Consider the following 26,925-nt stretch of genomic DNA (forward strand, 5'->3'; position numbering starts at 1 on the left):
CGGCCTGCGCAGTAAATGCACAGACCTACCTGAAATGTTACATACAAATTACATTTTTCAGGCCATCGGCTGCACATGCACAGTGAAAGCCTTCCTGAATTTCATCCAGCATAAATCTTCGTGTAATCAGTTTATCCACATCCAGAAGGCCTGCTTCCACAAATCCCAGTGCCTGTTTAAACTGGAACAGGCTTGCTCTTGTTGTTCCGGTTACCGCTAACTGTTTGTAGTGGATTAGGTTTGTATTCAGCTCCACCCGTTTTTTTTCCTCCGGAAGTCCTCCGAAAAAACAAATACGCCCATAATTTGCAGCGAGTTCCAGTGCCTGCTGCTGGGCAGAAGGCACCGGGCAGGCTGTAATCACCACATCAGCTCCTTTATGTGCGGTTTCCTTCATGACGGTTTCTTTTGGGTCATTCCTTATTGTGAGAAATGAAGAATCGATTTTCCTGCATTCCTCAAGTCTGGCAGCACTGATGTCATTCACCATGACCTTTCCTGCACCGGACATCTTTGCCATCATGGCGTGCATAATCCCGATAGGCCCCGCGCCGATAACCAGCACCGTATCCCCGGGCCTGATACGGCATTGGCTGCTCCCGTTATACACACAGGAAAGGGCTTCCGTAATCGCTGCTTCCTCAAAGGATATCTTTCCTTTCATCTCCACCATATTCCCGGCCCGTACCGCGGCTGCCGGAATTCTTACATATTCGGCAAATCCGCCGTTAAGGTTAATGCCCAACGCCCGGTAACCGCTGCACATATGGCTGTTTCCGCGTATGCAATCATCGCAGATGCCGCATCCCATATTAGGTGCCACAGCCACTCTCATCCCCTCTTTATAATGTGTGACATCCTTTCCCGCCTTCTCAATGATACCTGCCATCTCATGACCTATAATCAGGGGACTTTCTTCTGATACGCCAGGTGCACCGTTTTTGTACATCCGCACATCCGTCCCGCAGATTGCAGCGCTTTTTACGCGGACAAGCACCTCATCATCCCCGATTTCGGGGACAGGTACCTCCATAAGGGTTAACTTTTCTTTTCCATATAAAAACGCAGCCTTCACAATGTCACCATCCTTTTTTCCATAATGGAGATATTACCGGCATTTACGACCTTTACTGCCATTTTTCCATCCATGCCGGTAACGGCGGGTTCTTTATCCTGTAAAATACAGTCAATAAACGCTCTGTCTTCTTTTAAATACGCATCTTTAAAAAGGGTACGCCAGCTTTCCACCAATGGATAGCTCCCTCTTTGGGAAGCGGAGGAACAGAGCACGACGTCATTTCCTTTTACACTTCCCAGACTGATGGCTCCTTTGGTACCCAGGATTTCGACTTTTGCATCATATGCGTATCCTACTCCCTGCGCGCCGTCAAGCATCCCCTGCATTCCATTTGCAAAGGAAGCGGCCATTACCACATTATCGTAGAATTCCGGAAATTGTTCCCTGGCATCCGGACAGCGGTAATTACCCCCGACAGCATACAATGTCTGAAATTCACTTCCTGTAAACCACCTCATTGTATCGATATCATGGCTGTTCACCTCGGCCAGCGGTCCATTGCTTTTACGGATATCATACATCCATGGCCGGGGGATGCTGGGTCCTCTTGTATTGGAACGCACCATTACCACCTCGCCGATTTCTCCATAATCCACCATATTCTTAGCCTGACGGAAGCTTTCGTCAAAACGCCTCATAAAACCGAGCTGAAGCTTGACCTTGTGCTGTCTGCATACCCGTATCATTTCTTCGCATTCTTCCTCTGTCATAGCCATCGGTTTTTCACACAGGATATGTTTTCCCGCCTCTGCAATAGCCTTCACTGTTTCCATATGGTATTTTGTGGGGGAAACCACAACATAGGCATCTATCCGGTCATCCATAAGGGCGTGTGCACAGCTTGAATAATAGTGTGCGATATCCAGTTTTTCCGCTGCCGCCCTTGCCGCCTCCTCCTGTGTATCCACCACGGCAGCCAAAAGGGCGTCCGGCACATGCTTTGCAAAATTAACGGCATGAATCATCCCTGCCCTTCCGGCGCCGATAACACAGACTGCCAGTTTATTATGTATCATTTCTATCTCCGCCTTTCCCATATCCGTAACGCATTTGCCTGTTATCATGTGTTGAATGCCCGGATGCGCAGACCCTTTGTTTTATTCAGAGCCAACCGTCTTGTTTCCCCCGGATTCAGCCAGAACATACTGTCCTCCACCCAGAAGTGTTCCGCCTCTTCAGGGCATTCCACCGTCACCCCCACAGCGGGTATTTCCCCGCTGTTGGTAATTGTCAGTATACCCTCTTGTGTTTCCCAGGCGAGAGCTGCCGCCGGCAGTTCAAGAAGGCTTCCCTGTTTTTTCTGGAAATTAAGCCAGTAAAAGGTTTCATCCCGCTTTTCCCCGTCCAGATAAACCCTTATGGTTATTAATACAAGACCTTCCTCGCTTCTGCGGCAAACCGCTTCCGCAGTATCCTCCTCCAGCGAAAATGTTCCGAGACAGGCAGACACCTCTGCTTGTGCAGGTCCGTCAAACATCTTTCTCTTAATGATTTGCAGTTTGTCATCATATGCAGTTATTTCGATCCGTGTGGTATGTCCGCAGGCTTTCAGCGCATCATCCAGAAGATATACCGGAGCTTCCCAGCCCTGGCATATTCTGGTACTGTCGAGAAGAAGGCAGGCATGAAGCGGTTCATAGCTGTCTGCGAGTACATAGTAGGATAATTTCTGTACACCATAATAATCCAGCGTCGCCCAGGAACAGGCAGGATATACATCCGTCAGCTTATAGTAGCAGACACCCGCAGCTTTTGGGAAACGGCACCGGTATGCCTCCAGCGTGTGGCGCACTCCTGTTGCCTGTGCCATCTGCGTCGCCCAGATAAAATGTTCCAGGGAATCCAGCCTGCAAAACAATACCGCACTGTTTTCCATATGGGCCATGTCATTGGGTTCAAGCTGGTTGAACCGCGGGGTATGATGGCCAAAGGAACCAAACCGTTCGGGAGGCCATACTGCTTTTTCCGAATCAGGAAGGTATTTCATAACACTCTCGTAATTGGGAGCGGATGCCATTCCGAATTCTCCCAAAAATACCGATTCCAGTCTGAGACTTAAGTCAATATCCCCCATATCCCAATAGGTGGAATAATCATGAAGGGAACCTCCCCAGGGCTCTGTCCTGTGGAAGGGCCGGCTTCCGTCCAGCTCATACGCCAGCTTTGCCATCCTGTCCATGGCCTCCCCGTCTGCCTCTTTGGATTCGTTTCCTCCGCACCACATAACGAGAGAAGGGTGATTGCGCAGTCTCGGCATATGGTATCTGACTGTTTCTTCCAGCTCCGTCAGCGGCTGCTCTTTCTGGCTGTCCCAGCAGGTCGGCCATTCCTGAATCACCAGGATCCCCAGCTTGTCACAGTACCGGTAAAAGATATCATTTTCCGGCATTCCGCCACCCCATGCCCTCAGCAGCTGGATATTTCCTTTTGCCGCAAGTGTGAGGAAACGTTCATATCGTTCTTCCGGAAACCGCAGGAGCGCATCCGTGGTACACCAGTTTGAGCCCTTAACAAATATAGGTTTTTCATTGATTACAAACATCCATTTATACTGGTTCGCATCCGTCTGTCCCACTGCCGCCATCATTTGTATCGTACGGATGCCGAAGGTGGTTTCAAAGGTATGCTCTGTTCCGTCTATAGCTGTTATCCACAGGCAAAGCCGGTAAAGATTCTGTTCTCCATGATGCAGCGGCCACCACAATCTGGGTTCCGGCACCCGTACGGCCAGATTAAGGACGCCGTCCGGGCCGCATACGCCAGGCTCACATGAAAAAGACCATGTTTTTCCTTCGAAATTATCGGGAGACAGATTTCCTCTTACTTTCTCTTTCCCGGAAGCGCCATGCAGCCTGACACAGATATGAATTTTCCCTTCCGCCGCATTTTGGGTCATAACAAACGGTTTTTCCGCCCAAAAACTGCTCTTTTTATACCGCAGCCCTACAGAACGCCAGATTCCCCGGGAGGGAATACAGGCATAATGCCACCCATATACACAGTTGATAACGGTACCTTTTTTCCAGCCATCGTCATTATCCATATAGGCAGACATGGGATTCTGCTTTTCAGGGGCATTGGCAATACGGACTACCAGCTCATTATCCTCTTTCAGATACTTTCCCACATCGAAAGAAAATTCCGAAAACATCCCCCTGTGTTCTCCCAGATATATCCCATTCAGCCAGAAATCAGCCTGATAGCAGACCCCCTGAAAAAATAATTCATCCGGCTTCCGTCCTACTTCCATACGGAATCCTTTTCGGAACCACCAGGTCATATAGCTGTTTTTCCTGGCAATGGCGTCATTGCATGCCTTAAGGGGATCCGGTATTTTCCCGGCTTCAAAAAGTGCCGTATGTACGCTGCATGGTACGTTTGCATCCATACTATCCGCCCAGTGCCCACCCCCGGCAATTCTTTCTTCTTCTGTTCCGCCTTCTGCCATCTCCCAGGTACCATCCAGGGAATACTCTTTTTTTTCAGGAATGGTTTCTTCCCTGCCGCACAGCAGCGTTACCGGGTATTCCTCCTCCTGAAACAGGGATTTCCCGGGATTCCATCCTTCTTTTTCCCTTTCATCAAGCATGGGGACGCCGGAAACAAGCTTTTCAAAAGTATCTGCTTTCACAATCTTCCTCCTTTATCGCAGGATTTGTACAGGAATATCCAGAATCTGTGCCGTCATTTCCAGTTCTTTTACCCAGTCGCCGTATACGCCATGGATGTGGTTGCAGGGAAAATTACTGATAAAAGTATCCGCATCCACCTTAAGCCTGGTAAAAGCAACCGGCCATGCCGGTGTTGTCATACTTCCCATCGCAACCGCTTTTTCCCGTGGGAATTCCACAAATTCTGCGGGAACAATGGTCAAATAATATTGCCCGTTCTTTCTTGCCAGCCTGGCCAGAGTAACTTCTCCGCCCTTTGCAAAATGATGCACACTGGCGCCCCCCGCCGGATAATAATGGGTCTCCGGGAAAAATGTGACATTTTTCAGGTTTTCCTTCGGTTCAAACGGATTCTTTCCTGCAAAATAGGTTGCATGGGTCCCTGAATTAGAGAAAAACCACACATTGTTTTCTTTATCATAATGCCTTACATCTGCAAACAATACCGGTGAACCTGTGAGCAGTTTAAAAATCTGCATGGTCAAAGCCCCGTCCATATCCGATTCCGTCGCTGCAACAATTGGCTCATGAGGGCCGTCCCAGTCATACGGATCGTTAAGAAATGCTTCCGCCACATCCATAGTGACATATCGATCCGTCAGATCTCCATGCGCTTTTATACCGATGAAATCCAGTTTCCTTTCCGCAATGATTTTCCGGAGGCCGTAATAGGAACGGATTTGCAGCTTCAGCTTTTCCGGCGTAAGCCCCTGGCCGTCATATTGTATGGATCCCACATTCTCCGTAAGCCAGGCGAAAGCTTTTTCCACCTCTTCTTCTTCCATAAGCTCCCCGGCCCGTATGATATCATCCTGTTCTATATTTTCCACATCAATACCGAACTGCTTCTGCCACTGTTCCACATTGGCAACCGCTGTATACATTCCGAGCGGCCTTCCCCCGAAATTCCCGAAGGTTGCCCCTTTTAACCGTCCCGCGACAGATGCCGCTTTCAGGAAAGCCATCATTTTACCGAATACTTCCTCATCCTGTACACTTCCCCACAGCCTGCTGTAACGGACACCCAGCTGATCCATGGTACCTGCTGCCGCCATCATTCCCACCATGCCGCACTCCGAAGGATGAAGATTGCAGAACAGCAGATAAGGGCCGGGAGCGAAATTACGGGCAACCGCAGTAAACTGCGGATAACACCAGATTACATAATTAAAAATGGTGGCTTCCACACCTTCCCGCTGCAGGCGTTTTGCTTCCTTTATTGCTTCTTCATTCGTATGGATGGGTGTTGTTCCCTGAACCACCTCCACCTCTCCGGTCTCTTCAAGCCTTCTGGCAATTTCATCCTGATACCGCATATTCAGATCTTTATACTCATCATGAAGGTATATTCTGCCGTCCGACATTGTCAGAATTCCTACTTTAATTTTTCTGCCCATAGGTTTCCTCCCAGCATTCCATTATTTTTTCAGTTTCCTATCTGCTTTCTGACAAATTCCAGTGCGCCGCCGGCATCTTGATCAATCTGTTCCGCCGTGGCTCCTCCGCTTAAATCTCTGTATATTTTAATATCACTGCCAACCTGTCCTCCCGGCGTCACAAAAGGTTCCATCACGATTCTTCCCTTATAATCCGCACTTTTCAGCGCCGTGAATATTTCATTCCATGGCATATGCCCTTTTCCCGGCACCTTCCTGTTACATTCCCCTATATGGAAATGGCCCAGATTATCTCCAGCCAAACGGATGGCATCTGCCGGGGAGTCCTCTTCTATATTCATATGGAAGGTATCCAAAAGCAGTTTTACCTGTCTGCTGTCCACCTCCCGTATGAAGTCCACACCTTCCCTGGCGGTGTTCAGAATGCATTGTTCGAACCGGTTCACTACTTCCAGACAACATGTGATCTGATATTCCTCTGCCGCTTTGGCCGCTTCACGCATGGAAAGGATGCTCCTCTTTGTTGCTGCAAGCTTATACTCTACAGAAGCACCAGCAAACGGCCAGCAGGAATATATAATACCTCCCAACATATTCCCTCCCATGGAATGAATCATACAAAACAGCTGCTTCAGATAAGCAATTCCTGCTTTTCTTGTTTCCGCGCTTTCACCCGCCACATCGTAAGCCGGAGGCAGACCGATACAAAAGGTCAGTTCAATCCCCTCCTCCTGTGCGGTATTTCGTATTCGTTCCTGTTCCTCCCTGCTCATGGCAAGCATGCTGCCGGCCTCCACTTCCAGACAGTCAAATCCCAGCTTTTTTACCTTCCTGATATAATTACAGTAATCGGCTTTCCATTCCCTTTCCCAATATGCAAAATAGATACCAATTTTGTTCATATGCCTTTTCCCTTTCTGAGATGAGCCGTCCTTATTCCTGTTCAGGACCGTCAAATAAATATTTGCCGGTATACTCCGGATGTTCCTCCGGCAGATAAGAGGTCACAACATAAGGTTCTTTTCCGGATTCCTCAAAAAGCCGGTTATATTCATCCGTAATCTCCTGGCCTCCCGCTCCGAGCCATTCCTGTACAAAAGCATCAAAGCTGTCCAGGCTTTCCTCCCCGGTTATTACTTTGGTGAAATAGGGGTCTACAATCGTTTTAGTCAGGTCGTCCCTCTTGTTAATAACTTCTCCGCTTACGGGCAGCTGGAGATCATATATTTCCTTCCCTATCGTATGGCGTTCACTGGGATAATAATATTCCGCCCAGTCTGCGCCAACGCCGTATGCCTGATACCAGTCTTCCGGCAGGAATATATTACGGTAATATACGCCCCAGGCGATATCCGATGCTTTTTCCGTGGCCTTGGGAACCCCATCCACCAGTTCATAATGTTCTCCCTCAATCCCGTAATTATTAAGCATTAAGGTGTCAGGCTCCATAAGGAAATTCAGAAAATCCATAATCTCTGCTGTATAAGGGCACCCTTTTGCCACCATAATAACCTGGTTAGCCACATTAGTATGGGTGTCACCATATGCGGTATTTCCATAAGAATCCGCAGGGTAGTCCAGATATTTGGAATCATATCCCAATTCCTCAGAGGACTGGAACAGCTGCGGCATCTGCCATGCAATATCATTGGCAACCATCCCTGCTTTTCCGCCCAGATATAATTCGTTTGCGGCGGTAATATCCAGTGATGCAAAATCTTTGGGTATAATTCCGTCCACATAGAGCTGATGCATGTAAGCAAGATAGTCTTTGGCCTGGTCACTTATCATTTTAAACTGCAGCTTCCCGTCTTCTCCAAGCATGAAGTTGGATGCATGAGTGGATGAAATTCCGAACATGGACAGGAACATATCAAAGGGTTTCTTTGTAGGCGAATCATACACAGCCATTGCTGTCATCCCCTGATCCTTAAACATATACAGCAAATCATTGAACTCTTCAAAGGTTTTGGGCTGCTGTGCAAATCCGTTAGCTGTCATAATATCTTTTCTTGCCACAGTCAGGGAACCCTGTGCGAAAATACCATCCGTAGGAACTACAATCCCATACTGGCTTCCTTCATATTCCCCCAGCGCCTGAATATCCTTGTATTGGTTATAAAGGGTATTGTCGGCCAGATAAGAATCCAGCGGCTCCAGCAGTCCCTGCGCCGCCATTTGGGAGGCCTTATAAGTTGTCTGTGTAAATACAACCCCTTCCACCTGCCCGCCGTTAAACATAAGATTCAGTTTTTCCTTTCCCTCATCACCAGTAGGGAGAATGACAATGTCAAAATCATATCCTGTTTTTTCTCTCCAGTAATCGACTATAAAATTATTGTTTTCGTCGATCCCCTCCGGGAACTCCTGGAAGTTACCGGGTACTATCACCTGGATAGTCACATCGCTTTTCCCTTTCTCCTCTTCCATGGAAACTGACGATGACGCCGCTTCCTGTCCGCCGCCGGTTTCCTCCGGGGCTGTTCCTGTGCTCCGGGAACATCCTGACAGAATTCCCGCAAGCATTCCTGCTGCCAACAATACAGACAGTACTTTCTTTCTCATTTTCTTTTCCTCCTTTGTAAGAAAATTATTTAGTTAACCCGTACTACTTCAGGCTGTTACCCCTTTATCCCGCCGATCATGACACCCTTTACAAAATACTTCTGCACAAAAGGATACACTACCAGAATAGGCATAATTGCAATGATCACTGTTGCGGACTTTACAGCGGTTGTAGGGCTTCTTCCTGCAACAGCCCCGTTGGCAATCGCATTCGTTCCCTGTTCAATGACATTTTTCACAAACAGCTGGACCGTCTGTAAATCTTTGGAGTTGGTATAAATCAATGCATCAAACCAGGTATTCCACCGGAAAACGGCATAAAACAGCAATATTACCACAAGGCTTGGCTTGTTCAGGGGAATCATGATCTTATACAGGATTTTAAACTGGGAAGCCCCGTCCACCTTCGCCGCATCCTCGTATTCCTTAGGAATCCCCCGGAATGAAGTAATCAGTATAATCGTATTGTAAGCGCTGATAGCCTGGGGAATAATCAATGCCGCAAAGGTATCCAGCACGCCCAGCTGTTTTACAACAAGATAAGTAGGAACGATGCCGCCGTTAAACAGCATGGTAAATACAATAAGCAGGGTCAGCGGCCTTCTGGCTGCCAAATCAGAGCGGGATAACGGATATGCCGTTATTGTGGTAAGTACCATAGACACTATCGTAAATACCACGGTAGATGCCACCGAGATCCACAGTGACCGCAGGAACGCCGCAGAGCCGAACACAAACTCCACATGCTTGAGCGTAAACCCCTTGGGAAACAATACAACATTACCAGATTGTACATATACATCGGAACTGAAAGCCTGGGATATCACCCGCATAAACGGCAGAAGACACAACAGAGTAAGAAGGATAACGATAAGATACGCCACCGCAGTCACAATACGTTCTTCCCTGCTCTTTTTTACTGCGGTACCCTTTTTAAGTTTTACCATAATGATTCCCCTCCCAATTTTGCAGACAGCTTATTCACAGTAAATACAAGGATAAATCCAATAACCGACTGAAACAGCCCCACTGCCGATGCATAACTGAACTGGAATTCCGTCAGACCTTTTGTATATACATATGTAGGTATGATTTCTCCCGCTTCATAAACAGCTGAGTTAATTGTTGACATTACCTGTTCAAAGGAACCGGATACAATTGTCCCGCAGCTTAAGATAAACATAACTATCATTGTGGAACGGATTCCCGGAAGAGTCACATGCCATATCTGTCTCAGCTTTGATGCCCCGTCTACCGTTGCCGCCTCGTAAAGTTCCACCGAAATACCGGACAGGGCTGCTATGTAAATAATGGATCCCCAGCCTATTTCTTTCCAAATTTCACTGATTACCAGAAATGCCTTATACATTTTGGGTGATGTAAGCAGCGCCACAGTGGGCAATCCCAGCATTTCCAGGAATTTATTGACAAGGCCGCTGTTCACGGAAAACAATCCAATCATAATTCCATATACCACAACCCATGACAGAAAATGGGGCAGGTAAATCAGCGATTGGGAAAGCTTCTTAAAAAGGGTCGGCTTCATCTCATTCAGACAAAGAGCCAGGAAAACCGGTCCCGGAAAGCAGAAAAATAATTTCATCAGATTAATTGCAAGTGTATTTTTCAATACGGTAAAAAACAATTTCTCATGAAAAAGGCGGCTGAAATTTTCAAACCCAACCCAGGGGCTACCCAGTATTCCTTTACCCACGTTATATTCCTTAAAAGCAATTGTCAGATATCCCATAGGCAGATAACTCATAATCAGAAAAAACAAAATACCGGGTGCAACCATAAGATACAGCTGCCAGTTTTTTGACATCTCCGCTTTCACACTTCTGCGTCCATGTTTCATTCCTCTTTTCCTGCAGGCATGCAGCCTTCCTTTCTTTTTTGTTTTCGTTTGTTATTTTTATTTTTCGTTTTATATCAATATATATTATATTATGCATTTTGTCAATGTTTTCTATCATATTATTTCATTTTACTTATCTATTCTTCTCTTTTTGCACAAAATATATTTTCGTTTTCTAATTTCTTTACGCATTTTATTCTCTGTCAGGGTCTGTGTATCGTTCCGTCAGGCAGTCTTGTCTGTGTCCACGCTGTAATTTCGTCATTACATGGATACTGTTCCACCGCATGTTCATCAAAATCAATTCCCAATCCCGGCCTGTCATTTGCATAGACATACCCGTTCCTCAATTCGGGCGAGCCGGGAAATACGGTTTTCAGCACATCATTCATACCGGCCCATTCCTGTATCCCCATATTCAGGCTGGCCAAATCCAGATGGATATTAGCCGCATGGCCTACCGGCGATACATCTCCCGGCCCATGCCATGCCGTCCTCACCTCAAACTGTTCCGCAAAGACCGCCAGTTTCTTTGCCGGTGTAATTCCGCCTATCTGGCTGATGTGGCACCTCACAAAGTCAATCTGCCTCCCCGCGATCAATTCTCTCCATTCTGACGGGTTGTTAAATAATTCCCCCACGGCCATGGGGACTGCACTCTGCCTTCGGATCTCCTTATACCACTGCCCCTGTTCGGGGCTGAGGGCATCCTCCAGAAAATAGAGGGAATACTTTTCCAGTTCCCGGGAGAAACGCAAAGCTTCGACAGGAGTCAGCCGTTCATGTACATCATGAAGCAGCTCGATGCTGTCCCCAAATTCTTCCCGCACCGCTTCAAACATTTTCAACGTTTCCCTGCAGTAACTATCCGGGTCAAAATAAATTCCGTCCAAAGCCCCCTCCGGTCTGTAAGCAAGAACCTGACGGCCGCCGTAACCTCCAAGCTGAACCCGGATATAACGGATCCCTTCCTTTTTCAGCCTTCTCACATTTTCCAGAACCTCCCCGATGGTCTCCCCCTCTGCATGGCAATACACCGGAACCGCCTCCCTGAACTTCCCGCCAAGCAGCTGATACACCGGCATATCCGCCATCTTCCCCTTAATATCCCATAATGCCATATCCACGCCGGATATGGCGTTATTTCCAATTCCTCCGTTTCTCCAATATGCATTCTGGTTCATCAGCTGCCATAATTCCCCGATCCGTGAAGCATCCCTGCCTATCAGCAATGGCCTGAGGTATTCCTCCACTACACAGGCCACCGCTTTATAACGGTACGAAAAAGTGGCGCAGCCCAGGCCATAAAGCCCGGGCACATCGGTTTCCACCTTTACCACCACCAGATTCAGGCCCGCAGAAGGAGCCAGACAGAATGCTTTTACATCGCATATTATTACTTTTTTCATTTTTTCTCCTTTGTTTTCTTTTATTTATTTTTGATTTATTTTATATATTATCATTTATTTTTATTTATTGTCATTCTAGCATTGTGTTATTGTAAAGTCAATATCACATTTCTGGGTGCAGATAAAAAAAGAACCGGTCAGCTTTCCATACTGATCAGTCCTTTTATCCCACTTTTTATTTCTCCGGCCTGTTTTCACCGTATTCTTACCTTGGCAGGCTGTCTGCTATATTTGAAAACTCCATCACATGTCTTGACAGACCCCTGAATGTTACAGCTTCGATATATATCTGTGCAGACCTTTCTGATATTTGTAAATCATCCTCTGCAGTCTCCGAAAACAATTCTTCAAAAAATACTTCTTTTTCTCTATCCATTGACCATCCACCGTCCATCTTTCTTAGAACCTGCTCTCTCAATCATTCCCTGTTCTCTTAACCTACGTATTCGTTTCGTAATTGTAGTGGTTCCAACCCCAATCCTTTTACTGATTTCACTCACTTTAACGCCGCTATTCTCCCTCATTATTCTAAGTATTTTTTCATCGTATATCCCCTTCTGCTATTTTATTCAACGCATAAAACACACTTTATTCAACGCGAAAAGTGTTGAATAAAGTGTGTTTTGCAAAACAAAGTCTAAATCGGTAAACTATCACTTACACACAACGCCCCATACCCCGTCCTGTCATTGGGATAAGTCCTCTCCCCCCGCACATTCCTGGCTCCTCTGCGCAAAAAAGCCTTCAGCTTTTCCCCATACATATACGCATCGTTCCCTCTCACAATCCCCCATTCCATCATCAGCGCCGCCGCCCCCGTCACCAGCGGTGTGGCAAAAGAAGTGCCCGTATAGGACTCGTAGCCTCCCCTGGCCCTGGCTGCCATGATATTCACGCCCGGCGCCGCAATATCCGGTTTGGTATTGGGAAACCCCGGCATTTCCTCCAGACTCAGTACCCCTCTTCCGGAAAAGTCCGCGTAGGCATCATAAACCCCCTGAATCGCTCCCACGGTAATCAGTTTTCCCGCCGTGGATGGAATGGTAAGCGTCAGCTCCGGTGTAGGGGCAAAAAAACGGGTATCCTCGGACCGCACCGCCTGCCCCGGCAGATACAGCTGGTATTCACCGGTAAGGATATTGACCGGATCCAGCAGAAAAACCCATACCCCGGCATTGATATAAGTTTCCACGGGCAGGAAATCAAAATAAATCTCCTGGTTCACGGAATAGGGAGATGGCTCTCCCACAAAAATCAGGATCTGGGTCTGTTCGATGGTGAGCTGGGTTTTTCCGGGCTGATCCATAGGGACTACCGCCTGTCGGCCGGAGGGCGCCTGAAGTATAATCCGAAAGCTGTCGGCAAAATTCTTCCACAGCTGGACGTTGATGGTCCTCTCATAATTGCCCACCGCCAGTTCCACGCTCTGCCTTCCCGCTGTCTGTCCCGTCCCGCCTCCGCCCGTCGTACGCCCTCCGGGAAGGCGGCCGGAGGCATGCCCCGCCGCGGCGCCTTCATTACCGCTTCCGGCGCAGATTACATTTTTCCATACCTCGGAAGCATTATCCAGAAAACGCTCCAGAAGGGAAGAGCCGTCATGGGCCCCATAGCTGTTTCCGAAGCTCAGGTTCACAGCCAGGGGCATTCCCAGCGCCTGTGCTTTCCCCAGCGCATACGAAAGCCCGCGCATCAGCTGTGTCGTCCGGGGATACGAACCGCTTCCCGCCTGCCCCAGCTTCACAATCAAAAGCGCGGCCCCGGGGGCCGCCCCCGTGTAGCGGGCATTGGTATTGCTGCCTGCCGCAATGGCAGCCACGGCCGTTCCGTGTCCGGACACATCGATACTGGGGACCAGCCGGAAGCCTTCCTCTTCCCCTGCCTCCAATGCCTGGTTAATTTGTTCCTGTGTAAATTCCACCCCCAGGGAATATCCTTCCGGAGGATAAAAACCCCGTTCCGGATCCGGGATAAGGGACTGGTCCCATAAATAAAGGATTCTGCTTCCCGTACTGTTTCTGAAATCCGGCAGGGTATAGTCAATCCCGGAATCCAGCACCGCCACAATACATCCCCTGCCTGTCAGGTTTCCGTTTCCGGATGCCGGCCCATCCGCGTAAAAGGATCCCACAGGGGGAAAGCAGGACTGCTGCTTGGCGTCATAAACGCTGTAAAGCAAATCCTTCGGTTTTTCCACATATTCTATTTCATCCAATGCCGTCAGCGCGGGGATCAGGTTTTCCGGAATCGTGACAATCGCATATCCTGCAAGCAGAATCTCCACTTTGATCCCTTCGCTTTCCAGACGGCTTATGTCCCCATGGAATTTTACAATCAGCTCCCAGGTTTTATCCTCCCTGTCAAAGCCCACATTCAACGTCCGGGATTTCTCCCGTTCCTCCATAGAGGAATCAAGGCTCAGATTTAAAATATTCTCCAGCTTCTGTGAATTCATGACAGCTCTCCCCTGACACCGGAGCAGGCCGCCGGCACAGGCAGATACTGCAATATCTGCCTGCCCGCAGACTCCGCCTGCAATGATCTTACTCCTAGGGTATGAGCCGTTTGCCGTATGTTTCCTGTTTTTTACAGGCGGACAGCCGGACCGGCTTCCCGGCACAGGAGTTATTCCGGCATGCTTTCTATGATGCTCCCTCCATGTTCCTTCAGCCACTTTCTCCGTTCCCTGTAATCGGGCAGGATCTTTTCCACCTCCGCCCAGAAACGTGCCGAATGATTCATTTCCTTCCGATGGCATAATTCATGCACCACCACATAGTCCCGGACGGTTTCCGGCGTCAGCATAAGAAGGCAGTTGAAATTCAGGTTCCCTTTTGCCGAACAGCTTCCCCATCTGCTTTTCTGGTTCCGGATCGTAATCCGGCCATAGGTTACGCCTATCTTTTCTGCATACAGGGCAGCCCTGGCGGGAAGCTCCTCCAGCGCCTGATCCGCCAGCTTCCGGATATCATCCACGGACAGCTTTGCCTGTTCCCCACGTTCTTTTTGTCTTTCCGTTACTTTGCGGAGGCTCTCTTCGATCCAGGAGGATTTCTCGTTGATAAAACGCCTGATTGTTGCTTCAGGCATCCGGCAGGGCGCGCGGACAATCACCTTTGCATCCGGCGTTACCTCCAGCGTCATTGTTTTCCGGTTACTTCTCCGTATTTCTATATTCATGCTGCGTTCCTCTTATCTGCCTGGTAAATGGTTCTGTTTTCTGTAGTGTAACGGATTTTTCCCCCGTATTCAATACCATCTGAATAACATCCCTCTGCAGGAAGGCCGTTTGAACGGTTACCCGCAGCACTTTTTTCAGGGCAAATGAGAAGAATCTCCTTAGGAATCCCGGTTCCCGGGACAGAAAACCCCCGATTTCCGATTATACACCCAAATTTTGCTCCTGCGAAGTTTGAGTTATACATAGAAACAGCACCGCTCTGAAAGCGGTGCTGGATGACTGGAGGAAACCATATATTTATAAGTCCGTAACGATTCCATACCTTCACAGTCACTGCAAAAATCCATCCCCAATCGCCTCCGGCATGGGATTTTTGTACTCTTGCACTTTCTTACGGTATGCCTACAGCTTGGAATATCCATACCCATTTACCATGGCGTCCAGCTTTTGCTTCGCCTTGCACATGGGACAGTTGTGAACCTCATATGCCTGGTACCCGGGGATGTCGCTGGTATCGAACATCGCGTCCACCCGCATGCCGTTAATAGACTTCACCGCGCTGAACACGGAACAGATCCCCTGTACCCTGCCGCCATAATATTCGATACATTCCAGGCTTCTGCGCATGGTCATGCCGGTCGTGGTAGTAGCCAGCAGCAGTAAAACATTCTTCCCCTGGATGGCCCCCACCAAATTATCGCGGAAAATCATCTGGTTATTCATATTAAATTCCGGAGTTACCACATAAACCGTATTATGCATATTCATGGAAGGAAAATTCCCCACTTCCAGCTCTTCCGCCATATATGCGCCGATAACCTCACAGCCGTCCAGACATACGATGGTATCCACCACAGTCTCTATCGGCAGCCTCTGCACAAATGCCTTTCCCACCGCAGCCGCCTCACTGCGCCGGGTTTTCAGCCCCGTCATGTCCACATAATAATTGATATGGGAATGACTCGTTGCAAAATGTCCGGGTATCGCCCTCAGAATAATATTGCTTCCGGCTTTAGAATAAAACTTCATCACCTTATTTTCCATGCCTTCTCCTTCCCTGGAAGATATCATCTCTTCCATGCGCCAAATGCATTTCCCGTTTTGTACCTGAAGCCGCTTTTCCCAGAAACCGATTTTTCCGAAACCTTGACTTCAAATCATGTATTTATTATAAATGCTTTGGGAGTATTTTACAAGTTATTCCTCCTCATCCATAATTTTACAGTCATTATACACAAATTTCCACCTGTGTTTTTATCACATTCCTCCATTCCTTTGCCAGGATAACCACTGCGCCCGGATGCGGGAGAATTCCGCGATGGCTGCTGCTTCCGCCGTCCTTTAATCTTTCATACGCACCGGATCCCCTTCTGCGATTTCCCGGTCCGCCGCAGAGATAATCCGGCTGTTTTGATCTATCACCCCTTCTGCCAGGGCCGCGTATCTGTCATTTTTATCCAGCACATCCACCATCATTTTTTCCGCCGTCAGCTCCTTCCCCAGGAAACCGCTCCTTTCCCCCAGCACATACACATAATTCCTTTGGTTTTCATCTATATGGAGCGCATCCACAGGTATACACAGATTATACATCTCCGACTGCTGTGTAAGCCGGAATGTCCCGCTCTGTCCAATGGTACCTGTCCCCTCCGGCAGCGTCACCAGTGCTGAAAAACTGCCGGGGCTTGTTTCTATTTCCGTCAGATAATCAACCGTTGCCTTAATGGTACTGCTGCTGCCGGCAAGCGTTATCTGTGCTTGTGCTCCCAGATTTACATATTTCTTGTCTTCCTTCTGCAGAATCACTTCAAACTGCAGGGGCTTTCCCGTATCCGCCAGAACCACCGAAGCGCCGGACGAAGTTTCCTCCCCTGCTGCCACCCCCACACGGGTAATCACACCGGAAGCTTCTGCCGGCACCAGCCCTTTCTGTGCCAAAAGCTCCTGCAGTCTTTCCAGCTCCTCTCCTGCCGTTTCCAAATCCAGCCGGTAAAGTCCCAGCGTGGAATCTGCCTGCTCCGGCCGCATACTATCCTCCAGGTTCCTCTGTGCGTCCTTCACCGCCTTTTCCTTTGCATCCTCCGCATCTTCCAAAGCCCGTTCCGCCGCCTGCACCTTATCCTCCAGACTCTTCCGGGTGCTCATCCAGTTCTCCCACGCCGCATCCTCAGCCGTATAGTCCGGTTCCTTCACCGCATTCCCCTGAATCTCTCCCAACTGCGCAGCGGCATCCTCCTGATCCCATCCGGCCTGGGACAGCTCCTTTTTTACCCGGGCAAGCGCTTCTTCCTTCTGTACCAGCTGCGCTTTCAGAGCCTCCAGCTCTCCGTCACTTCCGGAATTTCCCGCATCGCCCGGGCTGTTACCGCTCACCGTCCCGTTTTCTCCCTCCTTACCGTTTTCTCCGTCCGCACTTTCTTTTCCGCTACCTTCTCCTTTCTTTTCCGCCTCCGCAATTTTTTCCTTCAGCGCCGCAATCTCACTCTCCAGACTTTCCTTCTGCCGCTGCAGATCCTTAACCTTCTCCGACATGCTTTTTTCCTTTTGCCCGCCTTCCGCAAGCCTGTCCTTCCATGCCTGATAGGCTTCTTCCTGGCGCTTACGCTCTTCCTCCGATGTATTTTCCATATTCTTATTTACATGCTCCTGCAGCTGTGCCCCGGCCGCCGCCACATCCTGGACAGCCCGCTGCAGGGCCTTATCTGCCTGCTCCTGTGCCCAAACCGCATCTTCCCCGGCCCGGTTCATTTCCGTATTCTTTTCTTCTCCCGCCAAAGCCAGATTTCCCTGAACCGTAGCGATTTGCAGCTCCAGCTTTTCTATCTCCCTTTGCTTTTCCCGGATCTTCTCCTCCAGGAAATCCAGATCCAATGCGAACAGCTGGCTTCCCGCCTCCACACGATCCCCCGGAATCACAAACACCTCCTGCACCCGCAGCCCTTCCGCCACATTTACCGCCAACTCCCTGCTCTGTTTCACATTCCCCGTTACCTCCACCGCATGCTCCACAGACAACCGTTCCGGTTCCTCCGCCGTCACCCTGGCCAGCCCCTGTGCATATATCCCCCTGGACACCAAAGTCAATACCAGCATCCCTCCCAAAAATACCCCGAATCCCTTCAGGACCTTCTTCCGCTTATCCACTTCCATCAACATAATCCCATTCTCCTCGTATTCCGGCCTTATACGTAACCATTGCCCTTTCGTAACTGTCTGCCTTCTATTCCTTCAATCCCGATGCCACAATCCCTTTTTCCAGATAATCCCTGCCCAGCAAAAACACAAATACCGAAGGCACCAGCGTCACCACCGAAGCCGCAAAAGCAAAGCCGGCCTGATCCTGTCCGATCTCCGGCAGATACAGAGAAAGCGGCCATAATGCCTTATCCTTCAGAAACGCCAGCGGCTGTTCAATCAGGTTCCAGTATTCCAGGAAGCCCAGCACCATAGCGGAAAGAATCCCGCCGGAGGACAGGGGGAGCCCGATCCGCAGGAAAAGGTACCACTCTCCTGCGCCGTCAATCCGTCCCGCCTCCAGAAGCCCCCTGGGTATTCCGCAAAAACCGCGGTAAATCAGGAAAACCGGAAAGGTGGAAAAGACCGCAGGCAGAATCACCGCCCAATGGGTATTCATAACCCCTGCCCGGTTGAGCACCAGGTATTGGGAAAGCATGGTCACCTGGAAAGGCATCAGCATCAGCACAATATAAAGGGTAAACAGGAACTTCCTCCCCCGGAACCGGTATACGGCAAACGCCCAGGCCGCAGGCACTCCTATGAGAAGCTGCCCTCCCAATATGATTCCCACCATTTTCATGGAATTCCAGAACACCGTAAAAAACTGGGGGGTATACAAAAGCAGCTTCCAGTAATGCTCCCCTGTAGGATAACGGGGAAACAGCCTCCAGCTGATATATCCCTCCCCTTCCCCTACTATCGGTGCCAGGTATACGGCCAGCTCCTGCCTGCTCATAACCGACCCGGACAGCAGCAGGAAAATCGGGGCGCACATCAGGAAAACAGGGCCGAGAAGGATCAAAATACATATCAGTCGTCCTGCCGCCTTTCTTACTTTTCTTATCCGTTTCATGACTCCCCGTCTCCTTCTTCCCACAGCTTTTCCAGCAGCAGTATGACTGCCAGAAGCACAACACCGATGCTGACCGCCGCAGCCGCCATTTTATCCAGCTCCAGATAAACGAACCAGTTATTGAACATATGCTGCAGCAGATACATGCTTTCATGGGGATAGGAGCCGGAAACCAGGTAACTTTCCCGGAACACCTTGAAGGAATTCAGAAAGATAAGCACCGTGATAGTATACATACTGCCTTTCAGCTGCGGGAGTATGATCGAGAAAAAAATACGCACACGGCCGGCCCCGTCCACCTTCGCCGCCTGGATATAATCCTCGGGTATCGCCAGAAGGCCTGCCAGCCACAGAACCACGGTGTACCCCAGATTCTTCCACACATAGCTGAAAACAAGGACCCAGAAAGCCAGTTCGGTCCCCATATAATCGGTATTGGAGGACAGCATCCGGTTCAGTAAACCATTCCCGGAAAAAGTCATTTTCCAGATAAGCACCACCGTTGCCGCCGGCATTGCCATGGGCAGAAGGAAAAAGGATTTTATAAGCTGCACCTGTTTTAAATTAGTAAGCAAAAGAGCGGCGCACAGCCCCAGAAACAAAAGAAGCGGCAGACATACCAACGTAAAACGCAGGGTATTTCCCACCGCCAGGCGAAACGCCCCGTTTTCATATACTGTTTCATAATTCTTCAGCCCTACAAATTCCCCTGTGACCGCCGTGGTAAAGGATCGTTTAAAAACATCCAGAAAGGGCAGAAGCACAAAAAACATCACCCCCAGAAAACTGGGGAGCAGAAAGGCCAGAAAGGCCCTCCTGCTTTTATTCCATTTCTTTTTTTTCACGCCGAAGCTCCTTATTCCGACAGGTAAATTGCAGATTTCTGTTGAATTTCCTTCACTGCCTGTTCCGCGCTCATGGTTCCGGCCAATACCTGTACCCCGAATTCCAGTACGGCTTCTTCCAGCACCACATTCCCTTCCAGATTCCTGTCAGCCTTTTCCGCCAGTTCCTTCACCCGGTCTACCACATCCTCCGTGGGATACCCATAGGAAAACTCAAATTCGTTTCCGCCGATCTTCCATCCGGTCCCCAGGGTTATTTCCCCGTCGTTCTCAAACTGCCTGTCAAATGCTTCTCTGTTTACGGGAAAACCATTTCCCATCTTTTGATACTCTTCCCCAAGCATCAGCTTCACAAAACTCATTGCCAGATCCTGCTGGGTACTGGATGCTGAAACCGCCAGCTTATCTATAGGAAGAAAGCCGGTGCCTTCCTCTGTGGGCCACAAATCAAATACATATCCTTGTTCCGCCGCCACCTTGCTTACGGCTCCCATATCCATCAGCATATTACCCGCTTTCCCTGCCATTATCTGTACCCTATCCCCGGAGGTAAGGGTTGCCAGGCTTCCCAGTGTCCAGGCCGTCTTGTTTTCTCCCCATACTTCCAGTTCCTCCTTGCTCACGCCTTCCATATCCGCCTTATAAATCCGAAGGGCCTGATTCAGGAAATCCGAAATCGCCTGTGTGTTCAGTTCCTTCCCGTCAAGCCATGCCCCGCTGTTGACCACCATCAGCTGCAGAAGCTCCTGACGGGCGCTGAAGGCTCCTGTTATGCTGCCTTCCGGATGCTCCAGACGCAGCTTTTCCACCAGCGCGGCCAAGCTGTCCATATCCGTTACCGCTTCCACATCTTCCTTCCGTCCGAAAAGCATAGGGAGGCTGAATCCGGAAGGAATGACAAAGGTACCTTTTTCCTCCTGGCAGGCGGATACGATATTCGCAAAGACTTCCTGCTGATCCACCAGTTCTTTCAGGATTGGGGACAGATCCGCCAGCATTCCCTTATCCGAATACACAGACGCATCCATTCCGTCCAGCAGGATAACATCCGGCCCCGTGCCGCTGAGCAGCTCCACGTTCAGATTCTTCAGCGCATCCGATACTGTCATGGAAGAATCCTTTTCCATAAATGCATAAGTATATTCGTATTTGACATATACATCCGGATTCTGTTTCTGATATAACGAGACCGCCTGTTTCACCGCAAAATTTTCTTCCAGGCTGTACACCTTCAACTGCTTTTCCGGCACCGTGGGTTCATTGGGATCATAGGTAAAACGTATCAGCTCGCCGCCGGTGTTCAGCAGCAGGAATTCCCCGCTTTCCAGCCTTACCACGGCACACATGCCATTCATGGGATCCCCGAAGCTGCTGAAGCTTCCTTCCACGAGCTGCTCCATGGCGTTTCCGTTTCTTACATGCCGGTATAAACCGGTGCTGTCAGCCAGATACAGCGTATTTTCTTCCCCGGGAAACAGGATTGCACCGAAGCTGCCGGAGGTATTATTCAGCCTGCCCTTCAGATTACCGGTAATATAATCATTCAGGACCGTATCCTTTTCCAGCATGGTATCCTGCTCCAGATCATAAACCGCAGCGCCGCTGTCGCCCAGGCACAGTAACTGTGTATCCGTAAATGTCATCATTTCAGGCTGTTCCGGCAGCGTAAACATCAGCTGTGCTTCTCCGGTCTCCCAGTTAATGGAGCAGACCTTCCCCGTAATGGTGGTGCCGAAGCATTCGTTTTCCGATTTGGCAAATACCTTGCTAACATAGTCTCCGTCCGCCAGAAGCCCCGACGCTTCCCTTCTGCTGCCGGACGCATCTATCCCGATAAGGGCGGAGGTCATTTTCTGATCCTCCGTATATATCATATTACAAAGGATAAGGCTTCCGTCCGGCGCTATGGAGCTGTTGTAGACATACCCCTCGCCGGGGGTAATATCCGCCGCTTTCCTATAGAGATCCCAGCTGCGGCCTTCATCCTCCGACAGAAACATCCCCGCCTTAACGTCAAAATAAGCCAACTTGTTGTCGGAAAGCATGGTCATGGTCCTTCCTTCCGCATCCGCCCCCTCGGGCAAAGCAAAGGTGGTTTCCATATACCGGCCCATGGCCGCCACACTGCTTTCCGTTTCCTGCGCCCGGCTTCCTTCCTCCGTGCGGTCTTCCGCCGGGGCCGTGGATACCCCAGAGGTTTCCTTCCCGCATCCCGTCATGCTTATAAGTATCGTGGAAACATAAAGTATACACAGCAATAATGCAGATAACCGTTTCCGGCTGCTTCTTTTTTTTCCGTCCATAATAACCTCCAATCTGTTGTTGGACATTATCGTATCATAAAAGTCTCTAAGCTTCCTCTAAAAATGCCGCGGAAATTAGAGAAACCTTAGAGACTTCTATGATATGCTGAAAATAATGGTTTTTTAGTCCCGGACTTACAATTTCAGGAAATTGGCACAACAGCTTGACAGCCTCCCTGTTTAAAATTAGAGTAAAAGAAACGGCGGCATCTGAAAAACCGGCAAATTCATTACTTATGAAAAAGGAAAACCATGAAACTTTTACTTGTAGAAGATGATAACGAACTGAACAAGACGCTTACCTACCAGCTGGAGAAAGAAGGCTTTGCGGTGGATTCCTGTCTGGACGGCGAAGAGGCCTGTTACTATTTGAATGAGGGGCTTTATGATCTGATCCTTCTGGATCGGATGCTGCCCAGGCTGGACGGAATCGGGGTTCTGACGGAAATGCGCCGGAAAGGGAACATGACGCCTGTCATCATGCTCACCGCCCTGGGGGCCCTTACGGATAAAATAACGGGGCTTGACTGCGGTGCCGACGATTATCTGGTGAAGCCCTTTGATTTTGAAGAACTGGCCGCCCGTATCCGCAGTATAGGCAGACGGCCGCGGCGGATGGAAGCCTCTGAGAAGCTTACCTTCGCCGATATCAGCTTTGAACCGGAGGAAGCAAGGCTTACCGGACCGGAGGATACCTGCTCCCTTTCCAGGCGGGAGGGCGCGCTTATGGAAACCTTTCTCCGGAATATCGGCCAGTCTCTTTCCCGCCAGATTCTGCTCTGCCGTGTCTGGGGGCCGGACAGCGACGTGGAGGAGGGGAATCTGGATAACTACATTTATTTTCTCCGCAGACGTCTGAAGGCGGTGGGAAGCCGTGTGCAGCTGAAAACCGTCCGCAGCATCGGGTATCGTATAGAGGAGGGCTGAGATGTTCCGTCAAGTACACCGCCGCCTCACCCTTTTATGTGCAGGAATCACCATTCTGGTTCTTGTACTCATGTCCTGCAGCTATCTGTATGTCTCCGAAAAGAACCTGAAGGAAACCAGCTTTACTTCCTTTCAAAATGATATGAATACCCTGCTTTCCAATCTGGAAAACCAGACGATCATCACCCATGAATGGCTTTCCAAAATGGAGGGAAACGGAAAGTATTTTCTGAGTATCAGGGACAATGATCAGGCGTTTCTGTGGGGAAACCAGGAACATGCTTCCGGTTACCGGGAAGCGCTGAAGGCCGGCTGGGATTATTATGATTCCCATTCCGGGGATTTTCCTTCCACCCTGCCTTTTACCATACAGCACCGGGAATTTTCTTTTTCCACCGATGCAGATAAAAATGAGGATTATTTTGGCTGCATCGCTTTTTCTTCGCGTGATACGGGCACTCTCACCATTTTAATTCTGGAGTCCACAGAAAACCTGCAGGAACGTATCCTGACCCAGCGGCATACCTTTCTGATCCTGGTGGTTTCGGCGGCTTTTGTCCTCGCCTTCTTTTCCTACCTGTTTACAGGCCTGTTTTTACAGCCTCTGAAAAAAAGCCGGCAGAGCCAGATTCAATTTGTGGCCGCCGCATCCCATGAACTCAGAACCCCTCTTTCCGTCATCCTCTCGGCAGGAAATGCCTGCCGGAAGGCCTCCCCACAGGAACAGGGCGTGTTTTTGGATATCATAAAGAAGGAAGGGGAAGCCATGTCGCGCCTGATTTCCGATTTGCTCACGCTGGCCGGCGCGGACAGCCATTCCTTTGCCATCCGTCCCGCTCCCTGTGAACCGGACACGCTTCTTCTGGATCTCTTTGAAGCCTCCCAGCTTCTGGCCCGGGAAAAAGGATATCATCTTTCCATACAGCTCCCGGAAGAAAAAACAACACCTCTTGTCTGCGACAGCGATCGCATCCGCCAGGTGTTGTCCATTTTACTTCATAATGCATTCAGCTTTTGTCCCTCCGGCAGCCGGATCACGTTATCCCTGCGTCAGCAGGACAAGACCACTTTTTTTACCGTGTCGGATAATGGGCCGGGAATTCCGGACACCATAAAAGCCCATCTGTTTGACCGTTTTTACCGGGGCGATGCCTCGCGCCAGGATTCCGGCCACTTCGGGCTGGGACTGTCCATTGCCCGGGAAATCATGGAGGCGCATCATGGAACCATCACGGTTTCCGACTCCCCGGGAGGCGGCGCCACCTTTACCGCTTCCCTGGGTTCCTACCGGAAAAAGCCCTGACACAGCCGCACCAGGTATTCCGTATCCTTTTCCCCTGCTGTCTCAAAGGCCGAATGCATGGCGAGCTGGGCCAGGCCGATATCCGCCGCAGGTATGGAAACATGGGCCGAGGATATGTTTCCCAGGGTAGATCCTCCGGGCACATCCGCCCGGTTGGCAAAATTCTGGCAGGGGATATCCTGCTCCCGGCAGATATCCCGGACCACAGCTGCGGACCAGGCATCTGTGGTATATTTCTGGCTTCCCTGGAATTTCAGCACAATACCGCCGTTTACATAAGGCCTGCTGGTCGGATCCGATTTTTCCGGGTGGTTGGGATGGACCCCGTGGGCATTGTCCGCGGATAAGAGAAAGCTTCCGGCAAGAAGATCCCTCTTTTGCATACCGTTTAAACCATACGCATCGCAGATACAGTCCACGATATCGGAAAGGAAGGTAGAATCCGCCCCCTGCTTTGTCCCGCTTCCGATTTCTTCGTTATCGAAAAGGGCATACACGGCGCCGTATTCTCCGCCCGCCCCTTCTTCCTTCTCCGCGTCCAGAAATCCCCGGAGCGTCCCGTAAGCGCACTGCAGATCATCCAGTCTGGGAGAACCGATGAATTCCCCCTGCACCCCCATACGTCTCCCTTTTTCCCTGCAGTAGAGATAAAGGTCGGAAGCCAGGATTTGATCCGCTTCCATCCCCAGGGTATCGGCACATAATGATTTCAGTGTCATTTTCGTCCCCTCCTCCGCTCCGCCGCCGTACAGCGGAAGGAGATCCACCTGGGGATTGTACGCAAAGCCCTTGTTGATTTCCCGGTTAAAGTGAATGGCCACATTGGGGATGATGCATAAATCCCTGTCAATATTCAGAAGGCGGGTGACCAGTCTGCCGTTTTCCTTTCCGATTACCCGGCCCGCTATGGACAGGGGCCGATCCAGCCAGGTTGACATAATCATACCGCCATAACCTTCCGTATTCAGCTTCACATAATGCCCTTCTACCTCCATCTCCGGTGTCTCCTTCACCTTAAAGCAGGGGGAATCACTGTGGGATGCTGCAATACGCAGGCCGCTTATCCTTCCCTCCGGAAGCCGGAAAGCAATCAATGCGGAATCATTTTTGGTCCTGTAATATTTTCCTCCGGGTTTTATCCCGGCTTCCTCTTCCCCGGTTATCCGGACATATCCTGCCTTCTCAAGCGCAGCGGCGGCATTGGCGGCCGCATGGAATGCGGTCGGGCTGTTGTCAATAAACTGAAACAGCCCTTCTGTAATATCTTCTGTTCGTGTATTCTTCTTATCCATTTCTTCTCCCATCTGTGCGTCTTGGCACTGCTAGGTTAAAATAGGTGAAAAGGGCTATAGATTACAGTATTTTTAGCAACGCCGGAATTAAAATTGCTGTCTGACAGTGACCGTCCCTTTCTCCATCATAAAAGCGGGATAATAAGAAAGCTTGGCTTTGCGCAGGCCCTCCGCGCCGGTATCCTCTTCCCGGTTGATGTAGGGAAAGCCTTCCGTTTCATGCTCCACAAACTGCTGGTTTATCATAGGATAGGCCCCCTGTACATCCGGGTAGGCCTTTTCCATGTGAACAACAAACATGCCCTCTCCGCAAGGCTCTCCTAAGGAAAAAGCCACCACACGGCCGCCGGCGCGGATCAGGCCTCCCCGCAGGTCAAGCGCCTCCCGCATCTGCAGCGCATTCATTGTCACACACAGCTCCTCCGACTTCTCCTCATCCTCTTCACAGCCATTGAGGGTACGCCAGCGCTTCGCCAGTTCCAGGCATTCCTCCTCATTCTCCGCCGTCACAGGTTCGTAGCTCCAGTCCGGATAATTCCCCTTGAATTTGTTTATATGGTTCCTCTTTCCGTGAAGCTTTTTCCCGGCCAGCGTGAGGAGTTTTTCCCTTTCATACACATAATCCGCCTTATCCCGGTTGTAAGCGATTTCGAATTTACCCGGATACAGCGCTTCCAGCTCCTGAAACTGATCCGGGCTGACCAGATGCATACGGAACGCCTTCCCCAGCTCTTTAAAATAGGCCAGCAGCGCTTCCACCACCGGTCCCAGCGGCATATCTCCCTGAGGGAAGCTGACAGAAAAGTCACCCTCCCCGGATAAAAACACCAGCCTCCCCTCTGCCACTCCCCAGCGGATTTGATAAAAGGGTGCCCATAAATAATTATTGGCAAAGGTAAACTCACAGTTTCTCACCGGCATTTTCTTATAATAGGAACTGATCTCCTCTTTATCCTGCAGTGCAATTTTTTTCCATGTAATTTCCATTGTACCACCTCAACTGGTCTAT

At 49.8% G+C, this 26,925-nt stretch carries 22 protein-coding genes; 2 read left to right on the forward strand and 20 right to left on the reverse strand.

The features are described from left to right. Positions 1-37: 37 nt before the first annotated feature. From DXA36_RS16915 to DXA36_RS17000, 18 genes are all read right to left on the reverse strand, one after another. Entirely contained in the window at positions 38-1,075 is a 1,038-nt protein-coding gene (locus DXA36_RS16915) for an alcohol dehydrogenase catalytic domain-containing protein (RefSeq protein WP_118680667.1), read from the reverse strand. Further along, positions 1,072-2,094, reverse strand: coding sequence for a Gfo/Idh/MocA family oxidoreductase (locus DXA36_RS16920; RefSeq protein WP_118680737.1), 1,023 nt, complete (start codon positions 2,092-2,094; stop codon positions 1,072-1,074). The genes DXA36_RS16915 and DXA36_RS16920 overlap by 4 nt, the downstream gene beginning before the upstream one ends. Before the next feature lie 44 nt (positions 2,095-2,138). After that, complete coding sequence (locus DXA36_RS16925) at positions 2,139-4,709, reverse strand: glycoside hydrolase family 2 protein (RefSeq protein ID WP_118680668.1); 2,571 nt, start codon at positions 4,707-4,709, stop codon at positions 2,139-2,141. Between the two features lie 12 nt (positions 4,710-4,721). Then, complete coding sequence (locus tag DXA36_RS16930) at positions 4,722-6,146, reverse strand: L-fucose/L-arabinose isomerase family protein (protein ID WP_118680669.1); 1,425 nt, start codon at positions 6,144-6,146, stop codon at positions 4,722-4,724. 29 nt (positions 6,147-6,175) lie between these two features. Beyond that, positions 6,176-7,048, reverse strand: coding sequence for a D-psicose 3-epimerase (locus tag DXA36_RS16935; RefSeq protein ID WP_118680738.1), 873 nt, complete (start codon positions 7,046-7,048; stop codon positions 6,176-6,178). Between the two features lie 31 nt (positions 7,049-7,079). After that, a complete protein-coding gene (locus DXA36_RS16940; protein WP_118680670.1) occupies positions 7,080-8,711 on the reverse strand; it encodes an extracellular solute-binding protein in 1,632 nt (543 codons plus the stop codon). Between the two features lie 56 nt (positions 8,712-8,767). After that, positions 8,768-9,658, reverse strand: coding sequence for a carbohydrate ABC transporter permease (locus tag DXA36_RS16945; protein WP_118680671.1), 891 nt, complete (start codon positions 9,656-9,658; stop codon positions 8,768-8,770). After that, positions 9,652-10,569, reverse strand: a complete 918-nt coding sequence (locus DXA36_RS16950; RefSeq protein ID WP_118680672.1) for an ABC transporter permease — start codon at positions 10,567-10,569, stop codon at positions 9,652-9,654. Before DXA36_RS16950 ends, DXA36_RS16945 begins: the two co-directional genes overlap by 7 nt. Before the next feature lie 203 nt (positions 10,570-10,772). Continuing rightward, entirely contained in the window at positions 10,773-11,978 is a 1,206-nt protein-coding gene (locus DXA36_RS16955) for an enolase C-terminal domain-like protein (protein WP_118680673.1), read from the reverse strand. 205 nt (positions 11,979-12,183) lie between these two features. Continuing rightward, complete coding sequence (locus tag DXA36_RS33000; protein WP_182479124.1) at positions 12,184-12,354, reverse strand: hypothetical protein; 171 nt, start codon at positions 12,352-12,354, stop codon at positions 12,184-12,186. Continuing rightward, entirely contained in the window at positions 12,347-12,529 is a 183-nt protein-coding gene (locus tag DXA36_RS34430) for a winged helix-turn-helix transcriptional regulator (protein WP_412250553.1), read from the reverse strand. Before DXA36_RS34430 ends, DXA36_RS33000 begins: the two co-directional genes overlap by 8 nt. An 86-nt stretch (positions 12,530-12,615) precedes the next feature. After that, positions 12,616-14,430: a S8 family peptidase gene (locus DXA36_RS16965; protein ID WP_118680739.1), complete on the reverse strand. Its 1,815-nt coding sequence runs from the start codon at positions 14,428-14,430 to the stop codon at positions 12,616-12,618. Between the two features lie 170 nt (positions 14,431-14,600). After that, positions 14,601-15,155 carry a M48 family metallopeptidase gene (locus tag DXA36_RS16970; RefSeq protein ID WP_118680675.1) on the reverse strand — a complete coding sequence of 185 codons (555 nt, stop codon included), beginning with the start codon at positions 15,153-15,155 and terminating at the stop codon, positions 14,601-14,603. A gap of 403 nt (positions 15,156-15,558) precedes the next feature. Beyond that, positions 15,559-16,236: a hypothetical protein gene (locus DXA36_RS16980; protein ID WP_330425049.1), complete on the reverse strand. Its 678-nt coding sequence runs from the start codon at positions 16,234-16,236 to the stop codon at positions 15,559-15,561. A 261-nt stretch (positions 16,237-16,497) separates the two neighbouring features. After that, complete coding sequence (locus DXA36_RS16985; protein WP_118680677.1) at positions 16,498-18,312, reverse strand: hypothetical protein; 1,815 nt, start codon at positions 18,310-18,312, stop codon at positions 16,498-16,500. Between the two features lie 64 nt (positions 18,313-18,376). Beyond that, positions 18,377-19,246: a carbohydrate ABC transporter permease gene (locus DXA36_RS16990; protein ID WP_118680678.1), complete on the reverse strand. Its 870-nt coding sequence runs from the start codon at positions 19,244-19,246 to the stop codon at positions 18,377-18,379. Then, complete coding sequence (locus DXA36_RS16995; protein WP_118680679.1) at positions 19,243-20,091, reverse strand: carbohydrate ABC transporter permease; 849 nt, start codon at positions 20,089-20,091, stop codon at positions 19,243-19,245. The genes DXA36_RS16990 and DXA36_RS16995 overlap by 4 nt, the downstream gene beginning before the upstream one ends. 11 nt (positions 20,092-20,102) lie before the next feature. Further along, complete coding sequence (locus DXA36_RS17000; RefSeq protein ID WP_182479126.1) at positions 20,103-22,394, reverse strand: ABC transporter substrate-binding protein; 2,292 nt, start codon at positions 22,392-22,394, stop codon at positions 20,103-20,105. 252 nt (positions 22,395-22,646) lie between these two features. Between DXA36_RS17000 and DXA36_RS17005 the strand changes: the two genes are divergently transcribed. Together DXA36_RS17005 and DXA36_RS17010 are read left to right on the forward strand one after the other, a co-directional pair. Beyond that, a complete protein-coding gene (locus tag DXA36_RS17005; RefSeq protein ID WP_118680681.1) occupies positions 22,647-23,321 on the forward strand; it encodes a response regulator transcription factor in 675 nt (224 codons plus the stop codon). A 1-nt stretch (position 23,322) separates the two neighbouring features. Then, a complete protein-coding gene (locus tag DXA36_RS17010; RefSeq protein ID WP_118680682.1) occupies positions 23,323-24,624 on the forward strand; it encodes a sensor histidine kinase in 1,302 nt (433 codons plus the stop codon). On the opposite strand, the gene DXA36_RS17015 is transcribed toward DXA36_RS17010, so the two are convergent. Further along, on the reverse strand, positions 24,606-25,916 hold the full coding sequence (locus DXA36_RS17015; protein WP_118680741.1) for a M18 family aminopeptidase: 1,311 nt from the start codon (positions 25,914-25,916) through the stop codon (positions 24,606-24,608). The genes DXA36_RS17010 and DXA36_RS17015 overlap by 19 nt on opposite strands. 87 nt (positions 25,917-26,003) lie before the next feature. Then, positions 26,004-26,903 carry a DUF2156 domain-containing protein gene (locus tag DXA36_RS17020; RefSeq protein WP_118680683.1) on the reverse strand — a complete coding sequence of 300 codons (900 nt, stop codon included), beginning with the start codon at positions 26,901-26,903 and terminating at the stop codon, positions 26,004-26,006. Positions 26,904-26,925 lie beyond the last annotated feature (22 nt).

This window comes from Eisenbergiella sp. OF01-20 (genome assembly GCF_003478085.1).
GTDB lineage: Bacteria > Bacillota > Clostridia > Lachnospirales > Lachnospiraceae > Eisenbergiella.

Excerpts from the sequence above, each read along its gene's own strand:
- DXA36_RS16920 (WP_118680737.1), bottom strand. The coding sequence starts at position 2,094 with ATGATACATAATAAACTGGCAGTCTGTGTTATCGGCGCCGGAAGGGCA.
- DXA36_RS16930 (WP_118680669.1), bottom strand. The coding sequence starts at position 6,146 with ATGGGCAGAAAAATTAAAGTAGGAATTCTGACAATGTCGGACGGCAGA.
- DXA36_RS16935 (WP_118680738.1), bottom strand. The coding sequence starts at position 7,048 with ATGAACAAAATTGGTATCTATTTTGCATATTGGGAAAGGGAATGGAAA.
- DXA36_RS16940 (WP_118680670.1), bottom strand. The coding sequence starts at position 8,711 with ATGAGAAAGAAAGTACTGTCTGTATTGTTGGCAGCAGGAATGCTTGCG.
- DXA36_RS16945 (WP_118680671.1), bottom strand. The coding sequence starts at position 9,658 with ATGGTAAAACTTAAAAAGGGTACCGCAGTAAAAAAGAGCAGGGAAGAA.
- DXA36_RS16950 (WP_118680672.1), bottom strand. The coding sequence starts at position 10,569 with ATGAAACATGGACGCAGAAGTGTGAAAGCGGAGATGTCAAAAAACTGG.
- DXA36_RS16955 (WP_118680673.1), bottom strand. The coding sequence starts at position 11,978 with ATGAAAAAAGTAATAATATGCGATGTAAAAGCATTCTGTCTGGCTCCT.
- DXA36_RS33000 (WP_182479124.1), bottom strand. The coding sequence starts at position 12,354 with ATGGATAGAGAAAAAGAAGTATTTTTTGAAGAATTGTTTTCGGAGACT.
- DXA36_RS16965 (WP_118680739.1), bottom strand. The coding sequence starts at position 14,430 with ATGAATTCACAGAAGCTGGAGAATATTTTAAATCTGAGCCTTGATTCC.
- DXA36_RS16970 (WP_118680675.1), bottom strand. The coding sequence starts at position 15,155 with ATGAATATAGAAATACGGAGAAGTAACCGGAAAACAATGACGCTGGAG.
- DXA36_RS16980 (WP_330425049.1), bottom strand. The coding sequence starts at position 16,236 with ATGGAAGAGATGATATCTTCCAGGGAAGGAGAAGGCATGGAAAATAAG.
- DXA36_RS16985 (WP_118680677.1), bottom strand. The coding sequence starts at position 18,312 with ATGTTGATGGAAGTGGATAAGCGGAAGAAGGTCCTGAAGGGATTCGGG.
- DXA36_RS16990 (WP_118680678.1), bottom strand. The coding sequence starts at position 19,246 with ATGAAACGGATAAGAAAAGTAAGAAAGGCGGCAGGACGACTGATATGT.
- DXA36_RS17000 (WP_182479126.1), bottom strand. The coding sequence starts at position 22,394 with ATGGACGGAAAAAAAAGAAGCAGCCGGAAACGGTTATCTGCATTATTG.
- DXA36_RS17005 (WP_118680681.1), top strand. The coding sequence starts at position 22,647 with ATGAAACTTTTACTTGTAGAAGATGATAACGAACTGAACAAGACGCTT.
- DXA36_RS17010 (WP_118680682.1), top strand. The coding sequence starts at position 23,323 with ATGTTCCGTCAAGTACACCGCCGCCTCACCCTTTTATGTGCAGGAATC.
- DXA36_RS17015 (WP_118680741.1), bottom strand. The coding sequence starts at position 25,916 with ATGGATAAGAAGAATACACGAACAGAAGATATTACAGAAGGGCTGTTT.
- DXA36_RS17020 (WP_118680683.1), bottom strand. The coding sequence starts at position 26,903 with ATGGAAATTACATGGAAAAAAATTGCACTGCAGGATAAAGAGGAGATC.